Consider the following 19,089-nt stretch of genomic DNA (forward strand, 5'->3'; position numbering starts at 1 on the left):
CTATGAAACTTAAATTACTTGCACTTGCTGGTATCATGACTGCTTCTATGGGCTTAACTGCTTGTGATAGCAATAAAGAAAATGCTGCTGAAGATTTATCTGATGCACAAGAAGAAGTACAAGACGCTCAAGAAGAGCTAAACGAAGCTGCTGCTGAAGGCGAAGTTGTTTCTGCTGACGCTGAAGCTGCTGTTGCTGCTGCTGAAGCCGATATCGCTGAAGCCCAAGCTGCTACCGCTACTGACGAAATGGATGCTGAAGTACCTATGGACGGTACTACTACTAGCATGGATGTAGCTAGCGAAACTGATACTGCTGCTGTTGACGCTGCCGACGAAGTTGTTGTTGTAGAAGAAGCTCAGTAATTCATTACTAACGATTATAAACATCGTCTGTAACTGATAGTTTTTAACTGATATTCAGTATAATAAAAAAGAGAGCTTGCGCTCTCTTTTTTTATGCTCGCTTTTTAACTTTATCTATTGCTTTTGTGCGCCCAAATCATGCATTAAATTATGGGCGGCTTCGGCACTTAGTAAGTAAGGGTTAAAATCCACAGTCGTAGAGTACTTAAGATAAACCGCCGCATTTGCTTCGCTTGGAGAAGCATAGTTCATCGACCATTTAGCCCATTCTCTATGTTTTAGTTCGCGACTTCCCAAAAGCTGTAAGTCATGATGGCGTTGATCTGCTATCAAGCTATATAACAAACGATTGATCTTTGCTCTTGGACCCTCAATAGTTTGTAAAAAATAATTCCTATTGAAGATAAGCATGCCAGTAATTCCATTAGCAGCATTATTAGTTTGTGCTTGCTTTAAAATCTCATTAAAATCTTTGGCTGACACATCTGGGTTTGCGCGGCTAGCATAGGTCATGCTTACTAAAATGTGCGCATCTGAAGTCGATTGGTTCATATCTTATCCTTATTTAAATTTTTAAGTCTAACTAGCCTATTGAAAACCAAGATTTTTTCTTTTTAGGGCTGTCTTTTTCCGCTTGTACTTGCTCTTGAAGGGTAGACAATCTATCAATCAACATCATAATTTGATTGGTACTCATTAAATAAGGATTAAACTGAGAACCAGTTGAATATTTGAGTGCCAGCTCTTTATTGTCATCGCTAGGGATCAAATACTTCATCGACCATTTATTCCAACGACGCTGTTCGACCTCACAACATTCAATAATCTGTAATGAGAAATGGCGATCATCTTTAATCAATTTTCTCAGTAGCTCATTAATGACTGGTCTAGCACCCTCAATACTTTGTAAAAAGTAGTTATGGTTAAAAACTAAAGCGCCAGTAATACCATTACGTTCATTATTTTGCTGGGCTTGGGCGAGAATACGAGTTACTTCACCATTCTCATTGTGGTTGTTATAGCGACTGATGTAAGTCAGACGCAAAATGATATGCTCCCCATGTAGCATTCTTGAATTATTGGTTTCTGCAAGCTCAGCTAGTCCCATTTGGTAGTGCTCCGATTGTTTAAAAATGTTGGTTGAAGACTACAGCCAAACGAATAGCTGCGATGAAATATTAAAGTTGACGTTTTATCTTTTTAGAAAATTCATCCATACCGCGTGACAAATGCGCATTATTAGCGTTTTGAATATCTTGGGCTAAAGCTAATAATTGTACGGCTCCCTCACACTGCTCCAGACGCAACAAATAACCCCAAGCTTCTTCAGGCGGCGCATTATCTTCAATATAAGTTGCCAACTCTGATCTTAATGATTCGTAACTAATATCTGGTGTTATAGCTTTTGAGGAAGTATCTACTCTATTAATCTCATTAAATCCTTGATTATTAAAGGCTTCATCAAATTCTGGATCATTACTCTGCGTAGGAGGTTGGATATTTTGAGAGGCTAGTAAAGTTGCAGGGATCTGAGAGGATGCAGAACTCTTATTAGCAGACGTATCAGGATCTATAAGCTCAATACATTGAAAATCCAAAAGTAATTCAAAAAGTGGTGCTACACCCCCAAACTCAAAAAACATTTTGCTTTTATCGAGTGAATCAAAATAGTTTTGATAAGTCTTTTTGCCATCAATCATAATAAGCAAGGTTCTAGCTTCTCGTGGCAATACTCCTATACTTTGATTCTTGATTTCTTCCCGACCTAAACTACTTTTTCGATATATGTCATTACTATTCATTTTGATAACCTACCCTAAGTATTTAAGCCAATCTTCAAGCTATAGATATGGTTTAAATAATATTGCGTATCTTAAACTACAAGATAGCATAACCCTGACTGAACTAAGCATTTTTTATAAATACTCAGAATATCGAAAATGCTTACTAATGACTAACGGTCTTAGATTAATCCAACAATAATGCCAGACTAGTATGTCAATAGTTATTAAGTATATATTCAATTTATTATAACAGAAAGGTTTCTGTAATGTTTCTTTAGACTAAAACTAAAGTGACAGAAGGTTTAAACAAAGGATGAATGGTTTTTTATAGCCAAAAAATGCTCTTATCTAATTTTAATCAAGGATTTAAGCAGCAAATAAAAGGCATTACGTCTGACATGATAAACAGCTAAGCTATAAAGGTATTTAACTCTAAAACAATACTACGCTCTATCGAAAGGTTTTAGCCACATAGAAACCGCGTAGGACTCGCAAGCAGCGAGCAAGAGTTTATGGAAGTAGGACGTAGGGTTTGTACTTTCTATCTAGGAACAACCCTATCAAGACAGATGGGGTTAGGAGAGATAAAGGTCTGTTTAATTCCAATTAGCGCATGCGCAGTAATTCTCATGGATATAATAGTTGGGGGCTGATAAAAAATCAGCCCCCAATTATTAATTATTACAATCTTTTGAGCCATGCTAACACGGTTCAATTTGATACAAGCACAGAAATAGAGGCGCTTAGCAACTTATAACGGAGCAGTATCTATTAATGCGGCTAGCAAATTTTTTAAGCTTCAAATAAATGCTCATCAACCTTTTGGCGAAACTTCTGCCCCGTTTTGAAGGTAACCACCCGACGAGCGGAGACTGCGACCGGCTCCCCAGTTTTTGGATTACGGCCTGGACGACTATTTTTATCTTTAAGCTCAAAATTACCAAAACCTGAAAGCTTGACTTCTTTGCCTTCTATTAAACTGTCGGCTAGCTCGTCAAAAAAACCCTCAACCAAACAGCGTCCTTCTTGGCGAGTTAAGTTAAGCTCATTCATCAAATGCTCAATCATATCAGACTTGGTTAGGGTACTCACAGTACAACTCCTATACTATTATTTATCTCTCGAGCGCTATCGTCTACTAATCTAACGTATAACCCTTGCTATTATAAAGGTTTTTTACTGTCTTTATAAATAAATCGCTTAATAAAACCTTTATTTATAAGTAGTTAACCATTTTATGAGCACCTTATTATTAAATTTTTAATTAATAAGGCTTAACAATATCAATTAATAAAAATGTTATTAGTTCTTAGCTATCACGCAGCTGGGCATCATGCTGCTCTGCTAAAGCATGGATGACCTTATCCGTAGCAACTTTTACCCCTTCATCAGATAAAGTCTGAGCGCTATCTTGCCAGATTAAGGCAAAGGCTAATGAGCGTTGACCTGTAGGTACATGCTCCCCTTGATAGACATCAAACAGCCATAAGTCAGCTAACATTCTTCCGGCAGCCGCTCGAATAGTATTTTGCAGGGTTTGCACACTAATATCACTATCGACCAAAATCGCAATATCTCGGCGTACTTGCGGGAATTTACTGGGCGTGGTTATAGCATGCTGTTCACGAGCAAGGCTTAATAAAGGCGCTAGATTTAACTGCGCCACCCAAGTTGCAGGCAAATCAAGCTGCTTAGCGATAGAAGGATGTAACTGTCCTAGCCAGCCTAGATATTGATCATCAACATAGAGTTTGGCACTTTGGCCTGGGTGCAGAAAGTCAAGCTCACTACGCTCATAACGAACACGACTACTATCAAGCTGCGCAGGCAATAATAGCTCAACATCGTGCTTTAAGTCATAAAAGTCTGCAGCACGGTTTTGATAAGCTTGCTCATCCCAGACATCGCCGACCGCTACTAGTGCGAGACTTGGCGTTTGTACCAGCTCGCTAATACTCTGACCGACAAAGCTCAGACCGGTTTCAAAGAAACGAATACGCGGCTGTTGCCGATTAAGATTATATTGCACACAAGGTAGCAAGCTTGATAATAAAGTACGGCGCATAACGGCCAAATCACTGGATATTGGATTGGCCAAAGCCAGCACCGCTCCTAACCCATTATCATCAAGCAAAGTTTCTAACTTAGCATCACTAAAGCTAAAGCTAATAGCTTCCATATAGCCGTTATCAACCAGTGCCAGTTTCATATTATGAGTGAGATCAGCGGTATCGTCATAATCCATGCTCACCTGCAAATTTGGCAAGATACTGGGGATATTATCGTAGCCATAAATACGAGCAATCTCTTCGATTAGATCTTCTTTAATATGCATATCAAAACGATAAGAGGGCGGCGTACACTTAAGACTATCAGCGCCCTCTTCGACCACGAACCCGAGCTGCGTCAAAATACGCACCATGGTTGCAGGCTCAATATCGATACCAATGACATCACGTACCTTGGTTAAAGGTAAATCAATTGGCGCGCGCAAAGGCAGTTGACTGCTAGCTTCAGCCTTGACGACTTGCCCCGCTTTTCCTTTAGCTATACTAGTAATCAAATCGCCCGCTCGTGCTAAAGCCAGCGCCGGTAGCTCAAAATCTACCCCGCGCTCAAAACGCTGAGAGGCATCGGTATGCAAGCCAAAACGACGCGCTCGAGCCGCAATAGCAAGCGGACTAAAAAAGGCACTCTCTAAAACGATATTAGTGGTGCTATCAGTGACACTACTACGCTTCCCGCCCATAATGCCAGCAAGGGCAAGCGCACCTTTGTCATCTGCAATAACCAACTCATCGCCGGTGAGGCTGATGGTTTGATCATTTAGCAAAATAATGGTCTCAGCAGGTTCAGCCAAACGAACTTGAATATCACCTTTGATCGTATCAGCATCAAAAGCATGTAATGGTTGCCCAAGCTCCATCAACACATAGTTGGTCACATCGACCAAAAAATTATGCGAGCGTAATCCTGATTGTACCAAGCTATCTGCCATCCATTTAGGCGTATCAATACTGCGATCAATCTGGCTAATTGACTGTAGTAAGTAACGTGGACAAGCTTGTTTTGCACTCACGTTAACCTTAGGAGTGGCAATGCTAGCGCTATTAGAACCTACAGCACTTTCAGTAATATTAGGGACTTGCATAGACAAGTCATTGAGCACTGCCATCTCACGAGCTATGCCGCGCACGCTAAAACAATCCCCGCGGTTGGGAGTAATAGAGATATCAAATATTTGATTGTCTAATCCCAAATACTCACGGATATCCATGCCGACAGGGGCATCAACTGGCAGCTCAAGCAGACCATCTATGCTATCGACTAAGTCAATCTCAGAGGCTCCGCACAGCATCCCATTAGACTCGATACCGCGCAGTTTGCTTTTCTTAATTTTAAAGCCAGCGCTACCATCATTGCTAGGTAATACCGCACCAACCGTAGCGACCGGCGCTTTCATGCCCGCATAGACATTCGGCGCACCGCAAACGATTTGTATCGGCGTATCGGTACCAATATTGACCTGCGTAACCCGTAACTTATCGGCGTCAGGATGGGGCTCAACGCTGACTACTTCACCAATAACGACTCCATTAAAAGGACGTGCCACGGCATAACGATCATCAATCTCCAGCCCTGCCATGGTTAATTGTTCGGCCAATTGCTCACTATTAATCGCGGGGTTTACCCATTGACGTAGCCATTGTTCGCTGATTTTCATAAGTGTCTCGAATCAAATTTCAAAATAAATGTGGGCGTATTATTGAGTGTATCTATCTGACTTTTTAGAGCTACAATCTTAACTAAATTGCTTTAAAAAACGGACGTCATTTTGGAAAAATAAACGCAAATCATCAATGCCATAATAAAGCATAGCAAAACGCTCGATGCCCATACCAAAGGCAAAGCCAGTATATTTATCCGCATCGATATCACAGTTAGTGAGCACCTGAGGATGCACCATACCGCAGCCCATCACCTCCAGCCATTTGCCGTTATCATCTAAGATATCAACTTCAGCTGAAGGCTCAGTGAACGGGAAGAACGAAGGACGGAAACGTACGGTTAGCTGTTTACCAAAAAATGCCTCTAAGAATTCACTGATCAACCCTTTAAGCTCAGCAAAGGTACTCGATTCTGTGACCATAAGACCTTCTAACTGATGAAACATCGGCGAATGCGTTTGGTCAGAGTCATTACGATAAACACGGCCAGGACAGATAATACGAATTGGCGGTGCTTTTTTCTCCATAGTACGAATTTGTACCGGACTGGTATGGGTACGCAGCAGATAGTGTGCATCAAAATAAAAGGTGTCATGCATAGCACGGGCAGGATGATGCGCCGGAATATTTAACGCTTCAAAGTTATAATAGTCGCTTTCTACCTCAGGCCCTGTCGCTACATTAAAGCCCGCTTGCACAAAAAACTGCTGCATACGCTGGGCAGTCATAGTGACGGGATGCAAATGACCCTTTTGACCGCCGCGCGCCGGCAGAGTGATATCGATACGCTCACTTTCCAGCTTAGCGCTCAAGGCATCAGCTTCTAATTGCTGTTGCTGCGCGCTCAAAGCCTCCTGAATACGGCTACGCACCCCGTGTAGCCAGCCACCATAGGTTTTTTTATCGCTACTATCAAGCTTGCCCAGCTGTTTCGACCAGCCGGTTAGTGCGCTTTTTTTACCGGTAAATTGCACTCGTAGATTTTGTAGCGCTGGCACATCAATAGCTTGCGCTATCATGGTTTCGGCAGCAGTAGCAAAGTGGTTCAGCTGCTCTTCATTAATGTCATGCAGCTCAGTAGAAAGGGTCGGTAGCGCCGACAAATCGTTGGTGGCAACAGGGCTAGTCATAAGACGCATCATTCCTGATTTAAACAGTATAAGGGTTGGCTTCAATTAGACTATGGGTATATTTGGCTTATAATTTAATTGAGCACATGCCTAGTAATTGTAAGGGTTTGACCAAATATTGCAAATTATTTACTATGTCATTTAGGGCTATAGTCGATACACTTTAAAAATGTCATAGCGCTGCTGGGATGAATTTTATGCAGCATCGAAAGGACGCAGCACGCAAGTAAAATTTATACCAGCAGCGCGTTCAAATCTATAACAGTTTTGCATTCAACTGACTATATAATTGCGATGAATAATTTGAATATTTAGACCGTGTCAGATGTCATTAAGTGGAAGTCGCTCTAATCCATGCTCTAGTCAGTATAATAGAAATCTAGGGAGCGGTAACCAATCAGCAAATAACAGTTATAAAAAAAGCCACCGACTAGCGGCAGCTTTTATTAATATCGTGCTATTAATTAATATTATCTTGATCTTTAAACACCAACCTTGCGGCTAAATATCTAAAGAGCAGTTAATATTTAGGCCAATTCCGCTTTTGCTTTTTCGACCAATACGCCAAAAGTAGCTGCATCATGCATAGCAATATCTGCTAGTACGCGACGATCAATGGCGATTTCAGCTTTCTTTAAACCATTGATAAAACGGCTATAGCTTAAACCATTTAGACGGGCACCAGCATTGATACGAGCAATCCAAAGGCGACGGAAAGAGCGTTTTTTGTTGCGACGGTCACGATAAGCATATTGACCAGCTTTAGTTACTGCTTGTACCGCTACACGATAGACGCGTGAACGGGCACCGTAGTAACCTTTTGCGCGTTTTAAGATTTTTTTGTGACGGCGATTTGCCTGTACACCACGTTTTACACGGGCCATAATTTACTCCAAGATGTTAATCATTATTAAGCGACAAACGATGTTGTCTATTTACCAAATTTCAAAGTCAAATACGTTTTATTAACTATAAATGACGGTAGTCGATTTAGAGATAAGGGCACATACGACGAACAGCTGCTTCGTCAGATTTATGTACCATCTTCAGACCACGCAATTGGCGAATACGCTTAGGTGATTTCTTGGTCAAAATATGGCTTTTGAAAGCTTGCTTACGCTTAAAGCCATTGGCTGTCTTTTTGAAGCGTTTAGCGGCACCGCTTCTGGTTTTCATCTTTACTTTCATGAAGATCTGCCTCTTTATCTGTGTTAGAACCTGGTCGTCAAACCGTTGATATCAGCAGGTTTTATATAAACAACCGTTAATCAACCATTTGCCTCGAGGTGGGAGGCGGTATTTTAACAGATGTGCCATCATTTTGCCAAGCATATCTTTGCCTGTTATCTTTAGAAGTTAATATCCACTAAAACCAAAGTGCAAAACCCAGTACACCCTGATAAATACTTGATAAATATTTATTAGTTACCATCAATCAAATCATAGCCGTTATAATTACACCTGATTTCAATTTTGGTTAATATCAGGCCATATTGCGATGCTTATTCCAGCCCTGTATGATGGTTTATTGGCAAAAAGCGCTTAGAGCCTATAGTTGATTCATTTTAAAATTTAGATTTTACTATCCACTTATTATACGACGATAAATTATGACCGAACCTAATTGGCTAGATGCTATAAAGTTTAATACTGATGGTCTGATACCTGCTATTGCCCAAGATTATACATCTGGACGGATTTTGATGATGGCTTGGATGAATGCCGAGGCGTTGCAATTGACGGCAGAAACGCAAACGGCGGTTTATTTTTCACGCTCGCGCGCCAAGCTGTGGCATAAGGGAGAGACCTCTGGTCATACGCAGCAAGTACATGATATCCGTCTAGACTGTGATGCCGACGTTATCGTCCTTAGCGTGACCCAAATAGGCGGCATCGCTTGTCACACTGGACGCCAATCCTGCTTTTATCAGCGTCTGGACTTATCAGGTGCAGAGCCTAAGTGGCAAACGGTTGATAAGGTGTTAAAAGACCCAGCGGAGATTTATAATACATCGGCGGCTGAACCTTTTAGCTCTCAAGACAGCATTGCTCAAAGCGCAGAGTCCGAAGCTCACCATAATATGTCTGGTGAAGCGATTCTGAGTCAACTCGACCGGGTACTCACAGAGCGCAAACAAGCAGATGCTGATAGCTCTTATGTCGCAAGCTTATATGCGCGTGGTCTTAATAAGATATTAGAAAAAGTGGGTGAAGAAGCTACCGAGAGCATCATAGCGGCTAAAGACTTGGCTCACTGTGATCAGCGGCTAGATAAGAGCCAATTTGAAGCGGCGCGTCATGAGCTTATATATGAAGTGGCCGATGTTTGGTTTCATACCCTAGTAGGGTTAGCTTGGTTCGATATTGAGTCAGAGGCGGTATTGGCTGAGCTTGCACGCCGCTTTGGGTTGTCGGGCATCGATGAAAAAGCGTCACGATAGTTAAAAATAAACAATGGTTAAAATAAATGACGGTTAAAATACTTATTAGTTGACAACACCTACTAATTGAAAACTAGTTATTGAAATAAAAAGCCATTTTAGGATATTAATTATCTGACACGACTAAAGAGTTTTTCATTTTTATCAATAACATACGTTATAATATAACTATCCTTCACTAACTCTATTTTATTTGGAGTTAACCCTTTGAACATTTTAAACTTATTGAACACGCCCTATTTATAGCCAGCGGCTACTGCGCTTAAAATGCTATAATATACATTAGTTTCACTCAGACATAAGGATAACGTTATGGGCAGTTTTTCCATTACACATTGGCTTATTTTATTGGTGGTGGTGGTAGTGGTATTTGGTACCTCCAAACTCAAAAATGCCGGCAAGGATTTAGGCGGTGCAGTAAAAGGCTTTAAAGAAGCGGTCAAAGACGAAGAGGCAGAACATGCCAAAAAGCATCGTGTACTTGATCATGATACCAGCGGTCAAAAAGTAGACAGCCGAACCCCTACTGCAGAAAATGCTCACACCAGTACTCAGGTTGAAGACGCAAAAGTCAGCTCAACCTCTGTCGATGATCAGCATAAAGTATAAAACACGCAGTTTTAATTACTGCATTTATAGAGTGATATTTAACCATTATGTTTGATATCGGGTTTTCTGAGCTGTTCATGTTCGGTGTGATAGCTTTAATAGTATTAGGTCCTGAGAAGTTACCACAGGCTGCACGCACGGCTGGGCAATGGTATGGCAAACTACGTCGTACGGTCTCGACCTTACAATCAGAAATAGAAGCTGAGCTTGATTTGGCGGAAACGCGGCAACAGATGCAACAAGAGCTGGCTAAAATCCGTCAAACTGAAGCTAATATGAAGCGGCAAATGGATGAACTGCGTGGCAGTATGAGAGAGTTTGAAAATTCTCAGAATGAAAGTCTAAAGACCGACTCTTCCTCGTCTACTCAGCCTGATACAAGTGATCATCAGCAAGAAGATTTTCAGCACAGTGCGCCTAAAGACTTTTCTTACGCCTATGAAAAACAAGCCGCTGCTGTAAATGAGCAAGACATAGATAGCCCATTGGATGATGCTTTAGCAACTACTGCGCTAGATGACCCTACTCCCGCAATTGTAGCACCCATTATTACCAAACCTTGGGAAAATATGTGGTTCAAGCTTGGAGCGTATGATAAAGCCCGTCGCCTGCCTGCAGCGCCGTATTTACCTAAATATCGAGCCGATGCTTTGTTGCATCATTCCAACGCTAGTGATATCGACAGTACAAGCCGAAGTATTGATAAAAAAACAGAGCACAATGCAACGGAAACCTTATCGAATCCTCCTCCCTCTTTAGATAAGCAGGAGGGAAGTAATGAAGCTATTTAAACGCCAAAAAAGTCGGCAAGAAAAGCTAACGGATCCAGATATTGATGCCGCAATAACTAATGATAAAGCCAGTCAGTCTGATAGTGTGATGGATACTCTAGCAGATATGCCTATTACTGAGCATTTAATTGACTTACGTGCACATTTAATCAGGATATCAGTTGCTGTATTGATCATATTTTTAGCTTTAGTTGGCTTTTCACGTGAGCTCTATGACTTTTTATCAGATCCATTGGTCGCTCAGCTGCCAGCTAATTCGACCATGATCGCTACTGATATTACTTCAAACTTTATGGCGCCCATTCGTTTAACTATATTTGTGGCGGCCTTTTTTGCCATGCCTTATATCCTGTATCAGATTTGGTCGTTTGTAGCGCCGGGGTTATATAAGAAAGAGAAGAGAATTGCTATTCCGGTACTACTTTCATCAATATTTTTATTTTATGCTGGGGTGGCTTTTGCCTACTTTGTAGTACTTAAAGGCGTATTGAAGTTCTTTATCATGTTTGCGCCGCAGAATGTGTTGCCAATGACTGATATTGATAGCTATCTAAGTTTCGCTATGAAACTATTTATGGTTTTTGGCTTAACCTTTGAGATTCCAGTAGTGACTTTCTTACTGATATTAGTAGGTCTAGTCTCTATAAAAAGCCTAGAAGACAAACGAAGGTATATTATTGTGGGCTGTTTTGCTATTGCCGCAGTCGTTACCCCGCCCGATGGGGTATCCATGTTGATGTTGGCTATTCCTATGTGGCTATTGTTTGAGCTGGGATTGTTATTAGCAAAAGTATTGATAAAAGAGAAGAAAAGTGCAGCGGTATCACTACCCCAAGACAGTCAATAATATCAAGACAATCAATAATATATAGTCAAATAAACTTATTCAGTTGAATTGATGACCCCCTCTACTCCTTTTAATTTATGAGCCATTGTTTTATCTATGCAGTGGCTTTTTTTACCCCCATTATTTTTATTCATGCTTTAGCATTTAGGTAAGTTTTTATGTCCGCATCAATGCCCGCTTATATGAGTGACCCTACCGATGAGCAGCTGAGCGCCCTCAATATGGCAATGGATCAAAAGTCATTTAAAGTAGTGGCTTATGCCGGTGCAGGTAAAACCACCACCCTGAAACTAATCGGGGAGCGTTTGCGTGGACGCGGCTTGTATTTGGCTTTTAACAAAGCTATTGCTAACGATGCGCGCGCAAAATTCCCCGGTCATGTCGATTGTCGCACTTTTCACTCGCTGGCCTATCGGCATGTACCACGTGATATCACCGCCAAGTTGTCCCTACCCAGATTCTCACCCAAACGTTTAGGTGATGATTTGGGCTTACAGCCAGTGCAAGTGCGGCGGCAAATGGAGGGATTAAATAAATACATTACTCTGACTCCAGCACGGCTTTCACGCTTTGTCAGCGATGCGGTCAGTAACTTTTGCAGCACTCACGCCAGCTATCCGGCACCTAGACATTTATTATTCCCAAGCTGGCTTGATGAGTCGGATAGCGAGCAGCTGCGTGAAATGCTCTACCCTGCCGTTGAACAGCGCTGGCTACAGTCTATTGACGCGCGCCATCCAGCGGGTATTGGTCATGATATCTATCTTAAACTGTGGGCATTATCTAAACCTAGTATTCCAGCTGACTTTATCTTATTCGATGAAGCGCAAGATGCTGACCCCTTGATGATGGGTATTTTGACCCAACAGTCCAAACAGGTTATTTATGTTGGTGATGCTCATCAGCAAATTTATGAGTGGCGCGGCGCCGTCAATGCGATGAAAAAGTTGCCTTTGCCACAGACCTTGTTAACTCAATCGTTTCGCTTTGGTGAGCCTATCGCTGAGATTGCCAATACTTTACTCAAAGCCTTACAAGAAGAAGTACCCTTAAAAGGTAATCCTAATAAAAAGTCGTCGACTGAAAAAGGCTTGGTACACAGTAAAAAAGACGCCATCCTTTGTCGTACCAATGCCGCTGCTATGTCGCAGTTATTGACCGGTCTCAAACTTGGTCACCGAGTTGCCTTGCAAGCAGATACCGAGCGGATGCTGAGATTCTGTCAGGCGGCTCAGAACTTAAAAAATGGTAAATCCGCTTATGGAGTGCCCGAGCTGGCTTATTTTTATAATTGGTCTGATGTGCAAGAGTATGCTGAAACCAACGAAGGTAGCGATCTCAAAACTTTGGTTAAATTGGTCGACGATCACGGCACCAATGTACTAAGTAAAGCGGTTAATAGCTTGACTCGCATTGAAAATGCGGATTATGTGATCTCAACGGCGCACAAGGCCAAAGGGCTTGAATGGGGACGGGTGCAGCTCGATGATGATTTTTATTATGATCTGACCACCAATGCGGTAAAGATTAGCCCTGAAGAGCTGCGCCTGCTTTATGTCGCCTGTACCCGCGCCCAAGCTAATTTGGATATTCATAATATTAAAGATTTGATATCGGGGTTACAGACTGGGAAAAAAGTGATTTATGGGTCTTGATATTGCATCGGACTGTATTTTACGACGTTTAAGCTTAGCGTGAATTTTTGTAGGCTGGCGCTTTTAGCCCAGCTTCAAGACCTTGTAAGATATAAATGCTGGCTTCAAAATCCAGCCTACGATTACTAAACACAGCTTATTATATATATGTCATTTTCAAATCAATTCTTTAAAAACCCCGTCCGTCTTCTAGCCCCGATGGAAGGCTTGACTGATCCTTTAATGCGGCAAATTCTAACCCAAATTGCCGCAGATTTGGGGCGCCCTTATGATTGGTCAGTGAGCGAGTTTATTCGGGTAACTCAGACTGTCTTGCCGGCGCATGTGTTTTATAAATACGTACCTGAGCTCCATCATAATGCCAAAACCGAATCCGGCACCCCTATTCATGTGCAGCTCCTCGGTAGCGAGGCACAGCTTATGGCTGAAAACGCCGCCTTTGCTTGTGAGCTGGGTGCACCCGCTATTGATATCAATTTTGGCTGTCCGGCTAAGACCGTTAATAATCATCGGGGTGGCTCAGTATTGCTGGAAGAACCTAAGGTTATGTATGAGATTATCAGCGCAGTACGCCGTGCGGTTCCTGCTCATATCCCGGTGTCAGCAAAGATACGTCTAGGCTATACCGATACCAATAGAATGGATGATATTCGCAGTGCCATTGCTGATAGCGGCGCCGATTGGCTGACTATCCATGCGCGCACCAAGACCCAAGGGTATAAACCACCCGCTTATTGGGACAAAATCCAGAGCTTTAACTCGCTTGAGATTCCAGTGATTGCCAATGGTGAGATTTGGAATAGCGCACAGGCACAAAGCTGTATGGCGCAAGCCGGCACCAAGCATCTGATGTTAGGGCGCGGTGCCGTTACCCGTCCGGACCTCATTGCTCAAGTAGATCAGTTGGAGCATAGCTTGAGCAGTAACTTTGATAAAGATGGTCTTATTAATAGTGATTTAAATAACAATGATTTAAATCACAGTGCTCATTTAGCCTATTTATCATGGCAAGATTTATTAGTGCATCAGATTAAATTTTTGCAAGGGCAAGCGAAAAACGATGTGGTATTGGTAGGTCGATACAAACAGTGGCTGGGGATGCTAACTAAAGGCTATAGCGAAGCGCAAAGCTTGTGGGATACGATTAAACGAGAAAAAGACAAAGCCACTATCATTAACGCGCTACAAAATAGCGCGTTTGAGTCAATAATTTAAATCTAGTGTAGATAGTCTTTTTAATACTTTAACCCGTTTTTTGGAATACTCTATTTTAGACGGCAATACTCTAAGCGCTGAACTCTAAGTGCTGATACGAATAGCTAAGTAAAACAGCATCAAACAGCAGACCATAGAGAGTGCCCAAAGTATCGAACGAAATATCGATAAGTTAGCAATATAGGCAACACAGAAGCCTATACGAATCAACACATATAGCCAGGCTAAGGTATTAATAATAGTCTGGGGTACAAAGAATAGCATAGCTACCAAAACGGCTGCTAAAAATACTGGCAGGGTTTCATAACTGTTCTGCTGGGCGGCATTCGCACGGGCTGCGGCTCCTGTGGTATTTTGCAAAAAACTACGCGGATGCGCATTATCAGCTAGATTGAAACCACCCAAACCTTTGGCTGCCATCGCCATTAATAACGGCAATAAGCTGGCTACTACCATCGCCCAAATGGCAGATGCCGCCGTATCGGAGATAAACCCAAAAAATAAACTCATTAGCATCTTTATCCTTATCCGGCATCGATTTCAAAATCGTGAGTAATATTTACGCCGCCTTGTACCAGCATCCGGCTGGCTGAACAGTACTTTTCCGCTGATAATCTGATAGCCTTTTCGACTTGCTTATCAGCAATATCTTGACCTTTTACCACAAAGTGCAAATGAATATCAGTATATACCGCTGGTATAGTCTCAGCGCGCTGCGCGGTTAGTTCACAGCGTACATCCTGTACCTCTTGACGCGATTTTTGTAGAATTGATACGACATCGTAGCTAGCACAGCCACCGAGCCCTAACAAAATCAGCTCCATAGGACTTGCGCCTTTCTCTTTATCTGCATCAATCTGGACATTATGCCCCGATGGGGAAACTCCCATAAAGGCTTTATTATCTTGCCAAGTAACGCTTGCTTTTGACTCTGCCATCTTAAATTATCCTTATTATAAAAATACGGGTCTAACGGTTATCGATATTAATTGATTAATTTTGGGATTGTTGCTGCCCAAAATACATGGTAAGTGTAACACAGGCCGAAATGAGATTTTATAGCGTAACTGACATTATCTATAGCCTTCTTCCTGATTTCATTGTTTACCAAACGTTCTAAATTTAAACAGATAATAACAATTCAATAGTTTTGCTTCATAATAAAGTTCCGTGAAACATTTTATAGCAAAATAGGGTTACACATTTACGTCAATTCTTGGTTTAATAATGGTAATTAATCTTATTTTGAGAAAATGATGAGTCAGTCACCTAATAATAATTATGACTAACTCTTCTATCTATCAAAATAAGCTATTTTTAAACATTTTAAAAGGTTAAGTCATGATAGATGCAGACGGCTTTCGCGCCAATGTCGGCATCATCTTGGCAAATACACAAGGACAAGTCCTGTGGGCAAAACGTATTGGTCACAATGCCTGGCAGTTTCCTCAAGGCGGTATCGACCGCGGGGAGACGCCGATGGATGCAATGTATCGCGAACTCTGGGAGGAGGTCGGGCTATATCCGCGTCATGTCGACTTATTGGCTGTAACACAAGATTGGCTTCGTTATCGACTGCCAAAACGCTATGTACGTCATGGACAATATCCGCTGTGTATTGGGCAAAAACAAAAATGGTTTTTGCTACGCTTAGATGAGCCGAACACCCAACATATTCGCTTTGATTCGGGTAAGCCTGAATTTGATCACTGGCAATGGGTCAGTTATTGGTATCCGTTAGGTCAAGTGATTCATTTTAAACGCGGCGTATACCGCCGGGCTCTACAAGAGCTGGCACGCGAATTACCGCTTAAACAGGAGCTCATTATTCCTGAGCAAAACAATCATTTACTGTAGATTGTTTTGCAGCGATATTCTTATTGGGTAAATTTAATGTATTGTATATAAACAAGCCTGTATCTAGAGATACGGGCTTGTTTGCATTTATAGATATGAGTACAGCTATGAGAATTAGGGTCTGTTAAACATTTAGATACTAGGCTTAAACTCGCGGCTAATCAAACTAGCAATAGGCTTAGCTAGGTCAGAGTTCTGAGAGGGTTGCTGAGTACGCAAAGTTAAGATGCTTTGGGTGCGCGTGCCATAATTTGGCAATGCAGCATTACTGATACAAATTGAGGATAAGGATTGTTCAATCTCCGGCGCTATCCCCGTATCTGGCAATTGATTGTCAGGGGCTTGCTGGTCGTCGGATAACACCTCCCATGCAGCAGCTTGCCAATACTCAAGCGAGCTGTCCTCGCTAATAAGTGGTAGTACTTCTTGCCGTAATCTGCCACGCAAGCGCTCAGTCTTAAACCAACTGTCGTCCGGTTGACCATTCGATAACACGTGCAGTCCTGCATATAACGGCGTCGGCGCATAGCCACGATTATTGACCATAACGGCTTGCTGGGTATCACCAACAATCAAATTAAAACCAGCATAATCTTGCAAATTAATTTGTCTAGCAAAGGCCATCGGGCTTAAATCACTGGTCAAAAAACCCGCTACCAACTCGCCACGTGAGCGCTCATCCTCACTGGCTTGCACCCCATCACGGAAATTTAGTACGGCGGCCCAGCGGCCATTTTGCTCCAGCCTTGAATTTTGATCTTTATACTGATGAATACCTAACCAAGTGCCGCCACTCCTATCATCGCGTCCAGCAAAGATAGGCGCATCTTGCCATTGATGCACAGCGGTGGTGGGACGTTCAAGGAACTCGTCACGGTTAGATAATATTACTAATGGCATCTCATCAAATAATTGCCACGCTATAGCAATGATACACATACAACCTCTTTCCTTTAATCATGAGCTTTTAGTATTTTATTTTCAACAGCTCTCAGTTACTAGCACAGGCCCTAATTACCAGCCAACACTTTATTAGCAGGATAGCTCACCTGAGAAGTGGACTGTACGACCTGCGACTGCTTACTTGGTAAATCAAGCTCCCAAGCAACCATACCTTTATTGTCATTCCAGTTGCGCTCAGTAACCGGCGGCGTATGAGTTACCGTAACTTTTAGGCTGTCATCACGGCTAATGGGCTCACTACCTAATACTTGCAAACGTATAGTACGATTGTGCTGATTGGTAAATTGATAAGCCTGAGTGGTGGTTAAGGTTTGAGTGCGATTAAATGCGCCCTTTTCACCCTGTTTGGATTCATCCGTCAGCTCTTTTACCAGCATATTGGTATCAATACCAAAGCCAATGCCCTGCTCTTTTAGAGTCTGATAGCTATAACGCGACTGCCCAACATAGTTATTATCACGATAGAGTTGGAGCGATCCATCGACCCAAGCTGGGGTCAAAAATGGCGCTGAGGCGTACCAATAGCCTGCTTGCTCCTGACTTGGCGTACTACGTATCCATAGCTTACTATTACCAAATTGCTCGTCAATAACCGTACGTACACGCCGGCCATCACTGGGAATACTGACAAGCTGCGGCAGACGATATTCTACGATGCCATTTTTATTTTGGCTACTCACCGTAAAATTAGGTAGCGGCGCTCTATTTGAATCCGCGTCTTCTGAGTAACCAGACATCGGTGACGCCACGACAACCGAAGCTTCTTGCATCATCGGCGGTGCTACCCGTTTAGCCAACTGCTCGGACTGCTCTTCATACAAGGATAAACGCTTGACGTACGGTAGTTGACCTGTGGTTTTTTGCTTAGGATTAACCGAGCTCAGTGTCAACGGTACATTTAACCAATTCTCACCGGTCTGCTGCGCAATAATAGCGGATGCGATGATAATCAGCTGCTGATTTTGGGTATTGAGCCGTGCTTGATAAGTGGGCTCCCAGCCAGCGCCGCGCACTTGATAATGTAGCTTAAGCGTAGTTGGCGTTCGACTTGCCGTACGGACACTGACTTGGGTCACCGTATTACGATTCGAGGTAGTGCTCCCTGCCATTAATTGATTTAGATTATCTTGAGCGCGAGCTCGCTGTTGCTGAATAGCCAAAATTCTTTTATTAATAGCCACCGCTTGTCTCTCTAAATCTTGAGCATTGCTAGCAAGCGAGCCCTCTGTACTTATTTGAGTCACTTTAGTCAGATTCTGTAGATAAGACTTTGCAAGCTGCGCTGCTTCTAGCTCAGCATTTATATTGGCTAAGTTATCCTGCTGCGCCCGTACTTTCGTATCACCTTGATATTGGCACTGAAGGGCTTGCTCACCACTCAAGGTTTCGATACTGACTTCGCCAATATTCACATCTTCAGGCGCTTGTACGCTCAAACTGTCTTTATCAATGAAGGGCGACAAGCAAGAAAAAACCAGGCGCTGCTCGCCGCTACCACTAACAGGTAGCGTACGGGTGACACTAGCTAGACCTTGATAGATAGTCACTTGCTCTATATTGCTAACTGCCGCTTGGGCGCTAGTCGGACTAAATATAGTCAAGCTCGCTATAGCAGCGGCGCTAAATAAAGAGCATAGTAGCCATTGGCTTTTTAATAACAGCTCATCAGACTTTGCCGATACTCTCTGTCGCTTCAACCTATAA

20 protein-coding genes are annotated in these 19,089 nt (G+C 42.4%); 8 read left to right on the plus strand and 12 right to left on the minus strand.

What is annotated here, in order from left to right; all coding sequences use genetic code 11:
• Positions 1 to 2: 2 nt before the first annotated feature.
• Entirely contained in the window at positions 3 to 365 is a 363-nt protein-coding gene (locus JMX18_RS08720; protein WP_201586914.1) for a hypothetical protein, read from the plus strand.
• A 114-nt stretch (positions 366 to 479) separates the two neighbouring features.
• Here JMX18_RS08720 and JMX18_RS08725 read toward each other — a convergent pair whose 3' ends face one another.
• The 8 genes from JMX18_RS08725 to rpmI form a co-directional block, all read right to left on the minus strand.
• Complete coding sequence (locus JMX18_RS08725) at positions 480 to 917, minus strand: BLUF domain-containing protein (protein WP_201586916.1); 438 nt, start codon at positions 915 to 917, stop codon at positions 480 to 482.
• A gap of 31 nt (positions 918 to 948) precedes the next feature.
• The gene (locus tag JMX18_RS08730; protein ID WP_201586918.1) at positions 949 to 1,473 is read right to left on the minus strand and encodes a BLUF domain-containing protein; all 525 of its coding nucleotides are present in this window, start codon (positions 1,471 to 1,473) and stop codon (positions 949 to 951) included.
• A gap of 70 nt (positions 1,474 to 1,543) precedes the next feature.
• Positions 1,544 to 2,167: a hypothetical protein gene (locus tag JMX18_RS08735; protein WP_201586920.1), complete on the minus strand. Its 624-nt coding sequence runs from the start codon at positions 2,165 to 2,167 to the stop codon at positions 1,544 to 1,546.
• Positions 2,168 to 2,941: 774 nt separating this feature from the next.
• The gene (locus JMX18_RS08740) at positions 2,942 to 3,241 is read right to left on the minus strand and encodes an integration host factor subunit alpha (RefSeq protein WP_201586922.1); all 300 of its coding nucleotides are present in this window, start codon (positions 3,239 to 3,241) and stop codon (positions 2,942 to 2,944) included.
• A gap of 217 nt (positions 3,242 to 3,458) precedes the next feature.
• Positions 3,459 to 5,873, minus strand: a complete 2,415-nt coding sequence (pheT, locus tag JMX18_RS08745; RefSeq protein WP_201586924.1) for a phenylalanine--tRNA ligase subunit beta — start codon at positions 5,871 to 5,873, stop codon at positions 3,459 to 3,461.
• 78 nt (positions 5,874 to 5,951) lie between these two features.
• On the minus strand, positions 5,952 to 7,007 hold the full coding sequence (gene pheS, locus JMX18_RS08750; RefSeq protein ID WP_201586925.1) for a phenylalanine--tRNA ligase subunit alpha: 1,056 nt from the start codon (positions 7,005 to 7,007) through the stop codon (positions 5,952 to 5,954).
• Positions 7,008 to 7,534: 527 nt separating this feature from the next.
• Complete coding sequence (gene rplT / locus JMX18_RS08755) at positions 7,535 to 7,891, minus strand: 50S ribosomal protein L20 (RefSeq protein ID WP_201586926.1); 357 nt, start codon at positions 7,889 to 7,891, stop codon at positions 7,535 to 7,537.
• Positions 7,892 to 7,997: 106 nt separating this feature from the next.
• Positions 7,998 to 8,195, minus strand: coding sequence for a 50S ribosomal protein L35 (gene rpmI / locus JMX18_RS08760; protein ID WP_201586927.1), 198 nt, complete (start codon positions 8,193 to 8,195; stop codon positions 7,998 to 8,000).
• Between the two features lie 422 nt (positions 8,196 to 8,617).
• On the opposite strand from rpmI, the gene hisIE reads away from it, so the two are divergent.
• The 6 genes from hisIE to JMX18_RS08790 all read left to right on the plus strand — a co-directional run bounded on the left by hisIE (position 8,618) and on the right by JMX18_RS08790 (position 14,565).
• Entirely contained in the window at positions 8,618 to 9,448 is an 831-nt protein-coding gene (hisIE, locus tag JMX18_RS08765; protein ID WP_201586929.1) for a bifunctional phosphoribosyl-AMP cyclohydrolase/phosphoribosyl-ATP diphosphatase HisIE, read from the plus strand.
• Between the two features lie 312 nt (positions 9,449 to 9,760).
• On the plus strand, positions 9,761 to 10,057 hold the full coding sequence (gene tatA, locus JMX18_RS08770; RefSeq protein ID WP_201586930.1) for a Sec-independent protein translocase subunit TatA: 297 nt from the start codon (positions 9,761 to 9,763) through the stop codon (positions 10,055 to 10,057).
• Positions 10,058 to 10,104: 47 nt separating this feature from the next.
• Complete coding sequence (tatB, locus tag JMX18_RS08775; protein WP_201586931.1) at positions 10,105 to 10,848, plus strand: Sec-independent protein translocase protein TatB; 744 nt, start codon at positions 10,105 to 10,107, stop codon at positions 10,846 to 10,848.
• Positions 10,835 to 11,695, plus strand: coding sequence for a twin-arginine translocase subunit TatC (tatC, locus tag JMX18_RS08780; RefSeq protein ID WP_201586933.1), 861 nt, complete (start codon positions 10,835 to 10,837; stop codon positions 11,693 to 11,695). Before tatB ends, tatC begins: the two co-directional genes overlap by 14 nt.
• 158 nt (positions 11,696 to 11,853) lie before the next feature.
• Positions 11,854 to 13,350, plus strand: a complete 1,497-nt coding sequence (locus JMX18_RS08785) for a UvrD-helicase domain-containing protein (protein WP_201586935.1) — start codon at positions 11,854 to 11,856, stop codon at positions 13,348 to 13,350.
• A 147-nt stretch (positions 13,351 to 13,497) separates the two neighbouring features.
• Positions 13,498 to 14,565, plus strand: a complete 1,068-nt coding sequence (locus JMX18_RS08790; protein WP_201586937.1) for a tRNA dihydrouridine synthase — start codon at positions 13,498 to 13,500, stop codon at positions 14,563 to 14,565.
• An 84-nt stretch (positions 14,566 to 14,649) separates the two neighbouring features.
• Here the strand turns inward: JMX18_RS08790 and JMX18_RS08795 are convergent, their stop codons facing one another.
• Together JMX18_RS08795 and JMX18_RS08800 are read right to left on the minus strand one after the other, a co-directional pair.
• Positions 14,650 to 15,075, minus strand: coding sequence for an MAPEG family protein (locus JMX18_RS08795; protein ID WP_201586939.1), 426 nt, complete (start codon positions 15,073 to 15,075; stop codon positions 14,650 to 14,652).
• Between the two features lie 14 nt (positions 15,076 to 15,089).
• Positions 15,090 to 15,503 (minus strand): OsmC family protein, encoded by a 414-nt coding sequence (locus JMX18_RS08800; protein ID WP_201586941.1) that lies wholly within the window; start codon positions 15,501 to 15,503, stop codon positions 15,090 to 15,092.
• Positions 15,504 to 15,906: 403 nt separating this feature from the next.
• Between JMX18_RS08800 and JMX18_RS08805 the strand changes: the two genes are divergently transcribed.
• Positions 15,907 to 16,422, plus strand: coding sequence for an RNA pyrophosphohydrolase (locus tag JMX18_RS08805; protein ID WP_201586942.1), 516 nt, complete (start codon positions 15,907 to 15,909; stop codon positions 16,420 to 16,422).
• A 132-nt stretch (positions 16,423 to 16,554) separates the two neighbouring features.
• On the opposite strand, the gene JMX18_RS08810 is transcribed toward JMX18_RS08805, so the two are convergent.
• Positions 16,555 to 17,361, minus strand: coding sequence for an NRDE family protein (locus JMX18_RS08810; RefSeq protein WP_201586944.1), 807 nt, complete (start codon positions 17,359 to 17,361; stop codon positions 16,555 to 16,557).
• A 71-nt stretch (positions 17,362 to 17,432) separates the two neighbouring features.
• The gene (locus tag JMX18_RS08815; RefSeq protein ID WP_227674614.1) at positions 17,433 to 19,082 is read right to left on the minus strand and encodes a DUF4139 domain-containing protein; all 1,650 of its coding nucleotides are present in this window, start codon (positions 19,080 to 19,082) and stop codon (positions 17,433 to 17,435) included.
• Positions 19,083 to 19,089 lie beyond the last annotated feature (7 nt).

Origin of the sequence: Psychrobacter jeotgali (genome assembly GCF_904846315.1) — a bacterium.
Taxonomy (GTDB): Bacteria; Pseudomonadota; Gammaproteobacteria; order Pseudomonadales; family Moraxellaceae; genus Psychrobacter; species Psychrobacter jeotgali.

Bases quoted from the DNA above. Each gene is read 5' to 3' on its own strand.
- tatA (WP_201586930.1), top strand. From the start codon at position 9,761: ATGGGCAGTTTTTCCATTACACATTGGCTTATTTTATTGGTGGTGGTG.
- JMX18_RS08730 (WP_201586918.1), bottom strand. From the start codon at position 1,473: ATGGGACTAGCTGAGCTTGCAGAAACCAATAATTCAAGAATGCTACAT.
- JMX18_RS08800 (WP_201586941.1), bottom strand. From the start codon at position 15,503: ATGGCAGAGTCAAAAGCAAGCGTTACTTGGCAAGATAATAAAGCCTTT.
- tatC (WP_201586933.1), top strand. From the start codon at position 10,835: ATGAAGCTATTTAAACGCCAAAAAAGTCGGCAAGAAAAGCTAACGGAT.
- JMX18_RS08720 (WP_201586914.1), top strand. From the start codon at position 3: ATGAAACTTAAATTACTTGCACTTGCTGGTATCATGACTGCTTCTATG.
- JMX18_RS08795 (WP_201586939.1), bottom strand. From the start codon at position 15,075: ATGAGTTTATTTTTTGGGTTTATCTCCGATACGGCGGCATCTGCCATT.
- JMX18_RS08805 (WP_201586942.1), top strand. From the start codon at position 15,907: ATGATAGATGCAGACGGCTTTCGCGCCAATGTCGGCATCATCTTGGCA.
- tatB (WP_201586931.1), top strand. From the start codon at position 10,105: ATGTTTGATATCGGGTTTTCTGAGCTGTTCATGTTCGGTGTGATAGCT.
- rplT (WP_201586926.1), bottom strand. From the start codon at position 7,891: ATGGCCCGTGTAAAACGTGGTGTACAGGCAAATCGCCGTCACAAAAAA.
- rpmI (WP_201586927.1), bottom strand. From the start codon at position 8,195: ATGAAAGTAAAGATGAAAACCAGAAGCGGTGCCGCTAAACGCTTCAAA.
- pheS (WP_201586925.1), bottom strand. From the start codon at position 7,007: ATGACTAGCCCTGTTGCCACCAACGATTTGTCGGCGCTACCGACCCTT.
- JMX18_RS08790 (WP_201586937.1), top strand. From the start codon at position 13,498: ATGTCATTTTCAAATCAATTCTTTAAAAACCCCGTCCGTCTTCTAGCC.
- hisIE (WP_201586929.1), top strand. From the start codon at position 8,618: ATGACCGAACCTAATTGGCTAGATGCTATAAAGTTTAATACTGATGGT.
- JMX18_RS08725 (WP_201586916.1), bottom strand. From the start codon at position 917: ATGAACCAATCGACTTCAGATGCGCACATTTTAGTAAGCATGACCTAT.
- JMX18_RS08810 (WP_201586944.1), bottom strand. From the start codon at position 17,361: ATGTGTATCATTGCTATAGCGTGGCAATTATTTGATGAGATGCCATTA.
- JMX18_RS08735 (WP_201586920.1), bottom strand. From the start codon at position 2,167: ATGAATAGTAATGACATATATCGAAAAAGTAGTTTAGGTCGGGAAGAA.
- JMX18_RS08785 (WP_201586935.1), top strand. From the start codon at position 11,854: ATGTCCGCATCAATGCCCGCTTATATGAGTGACCCTACCGATGAGCAG.
- pheT (WP_201586924.1), bottom strand. From the start codon at position 5,873: ATGAAAATCAGCGAACAATGGCTACGTCAATGGGTAAACCCCGCGATT.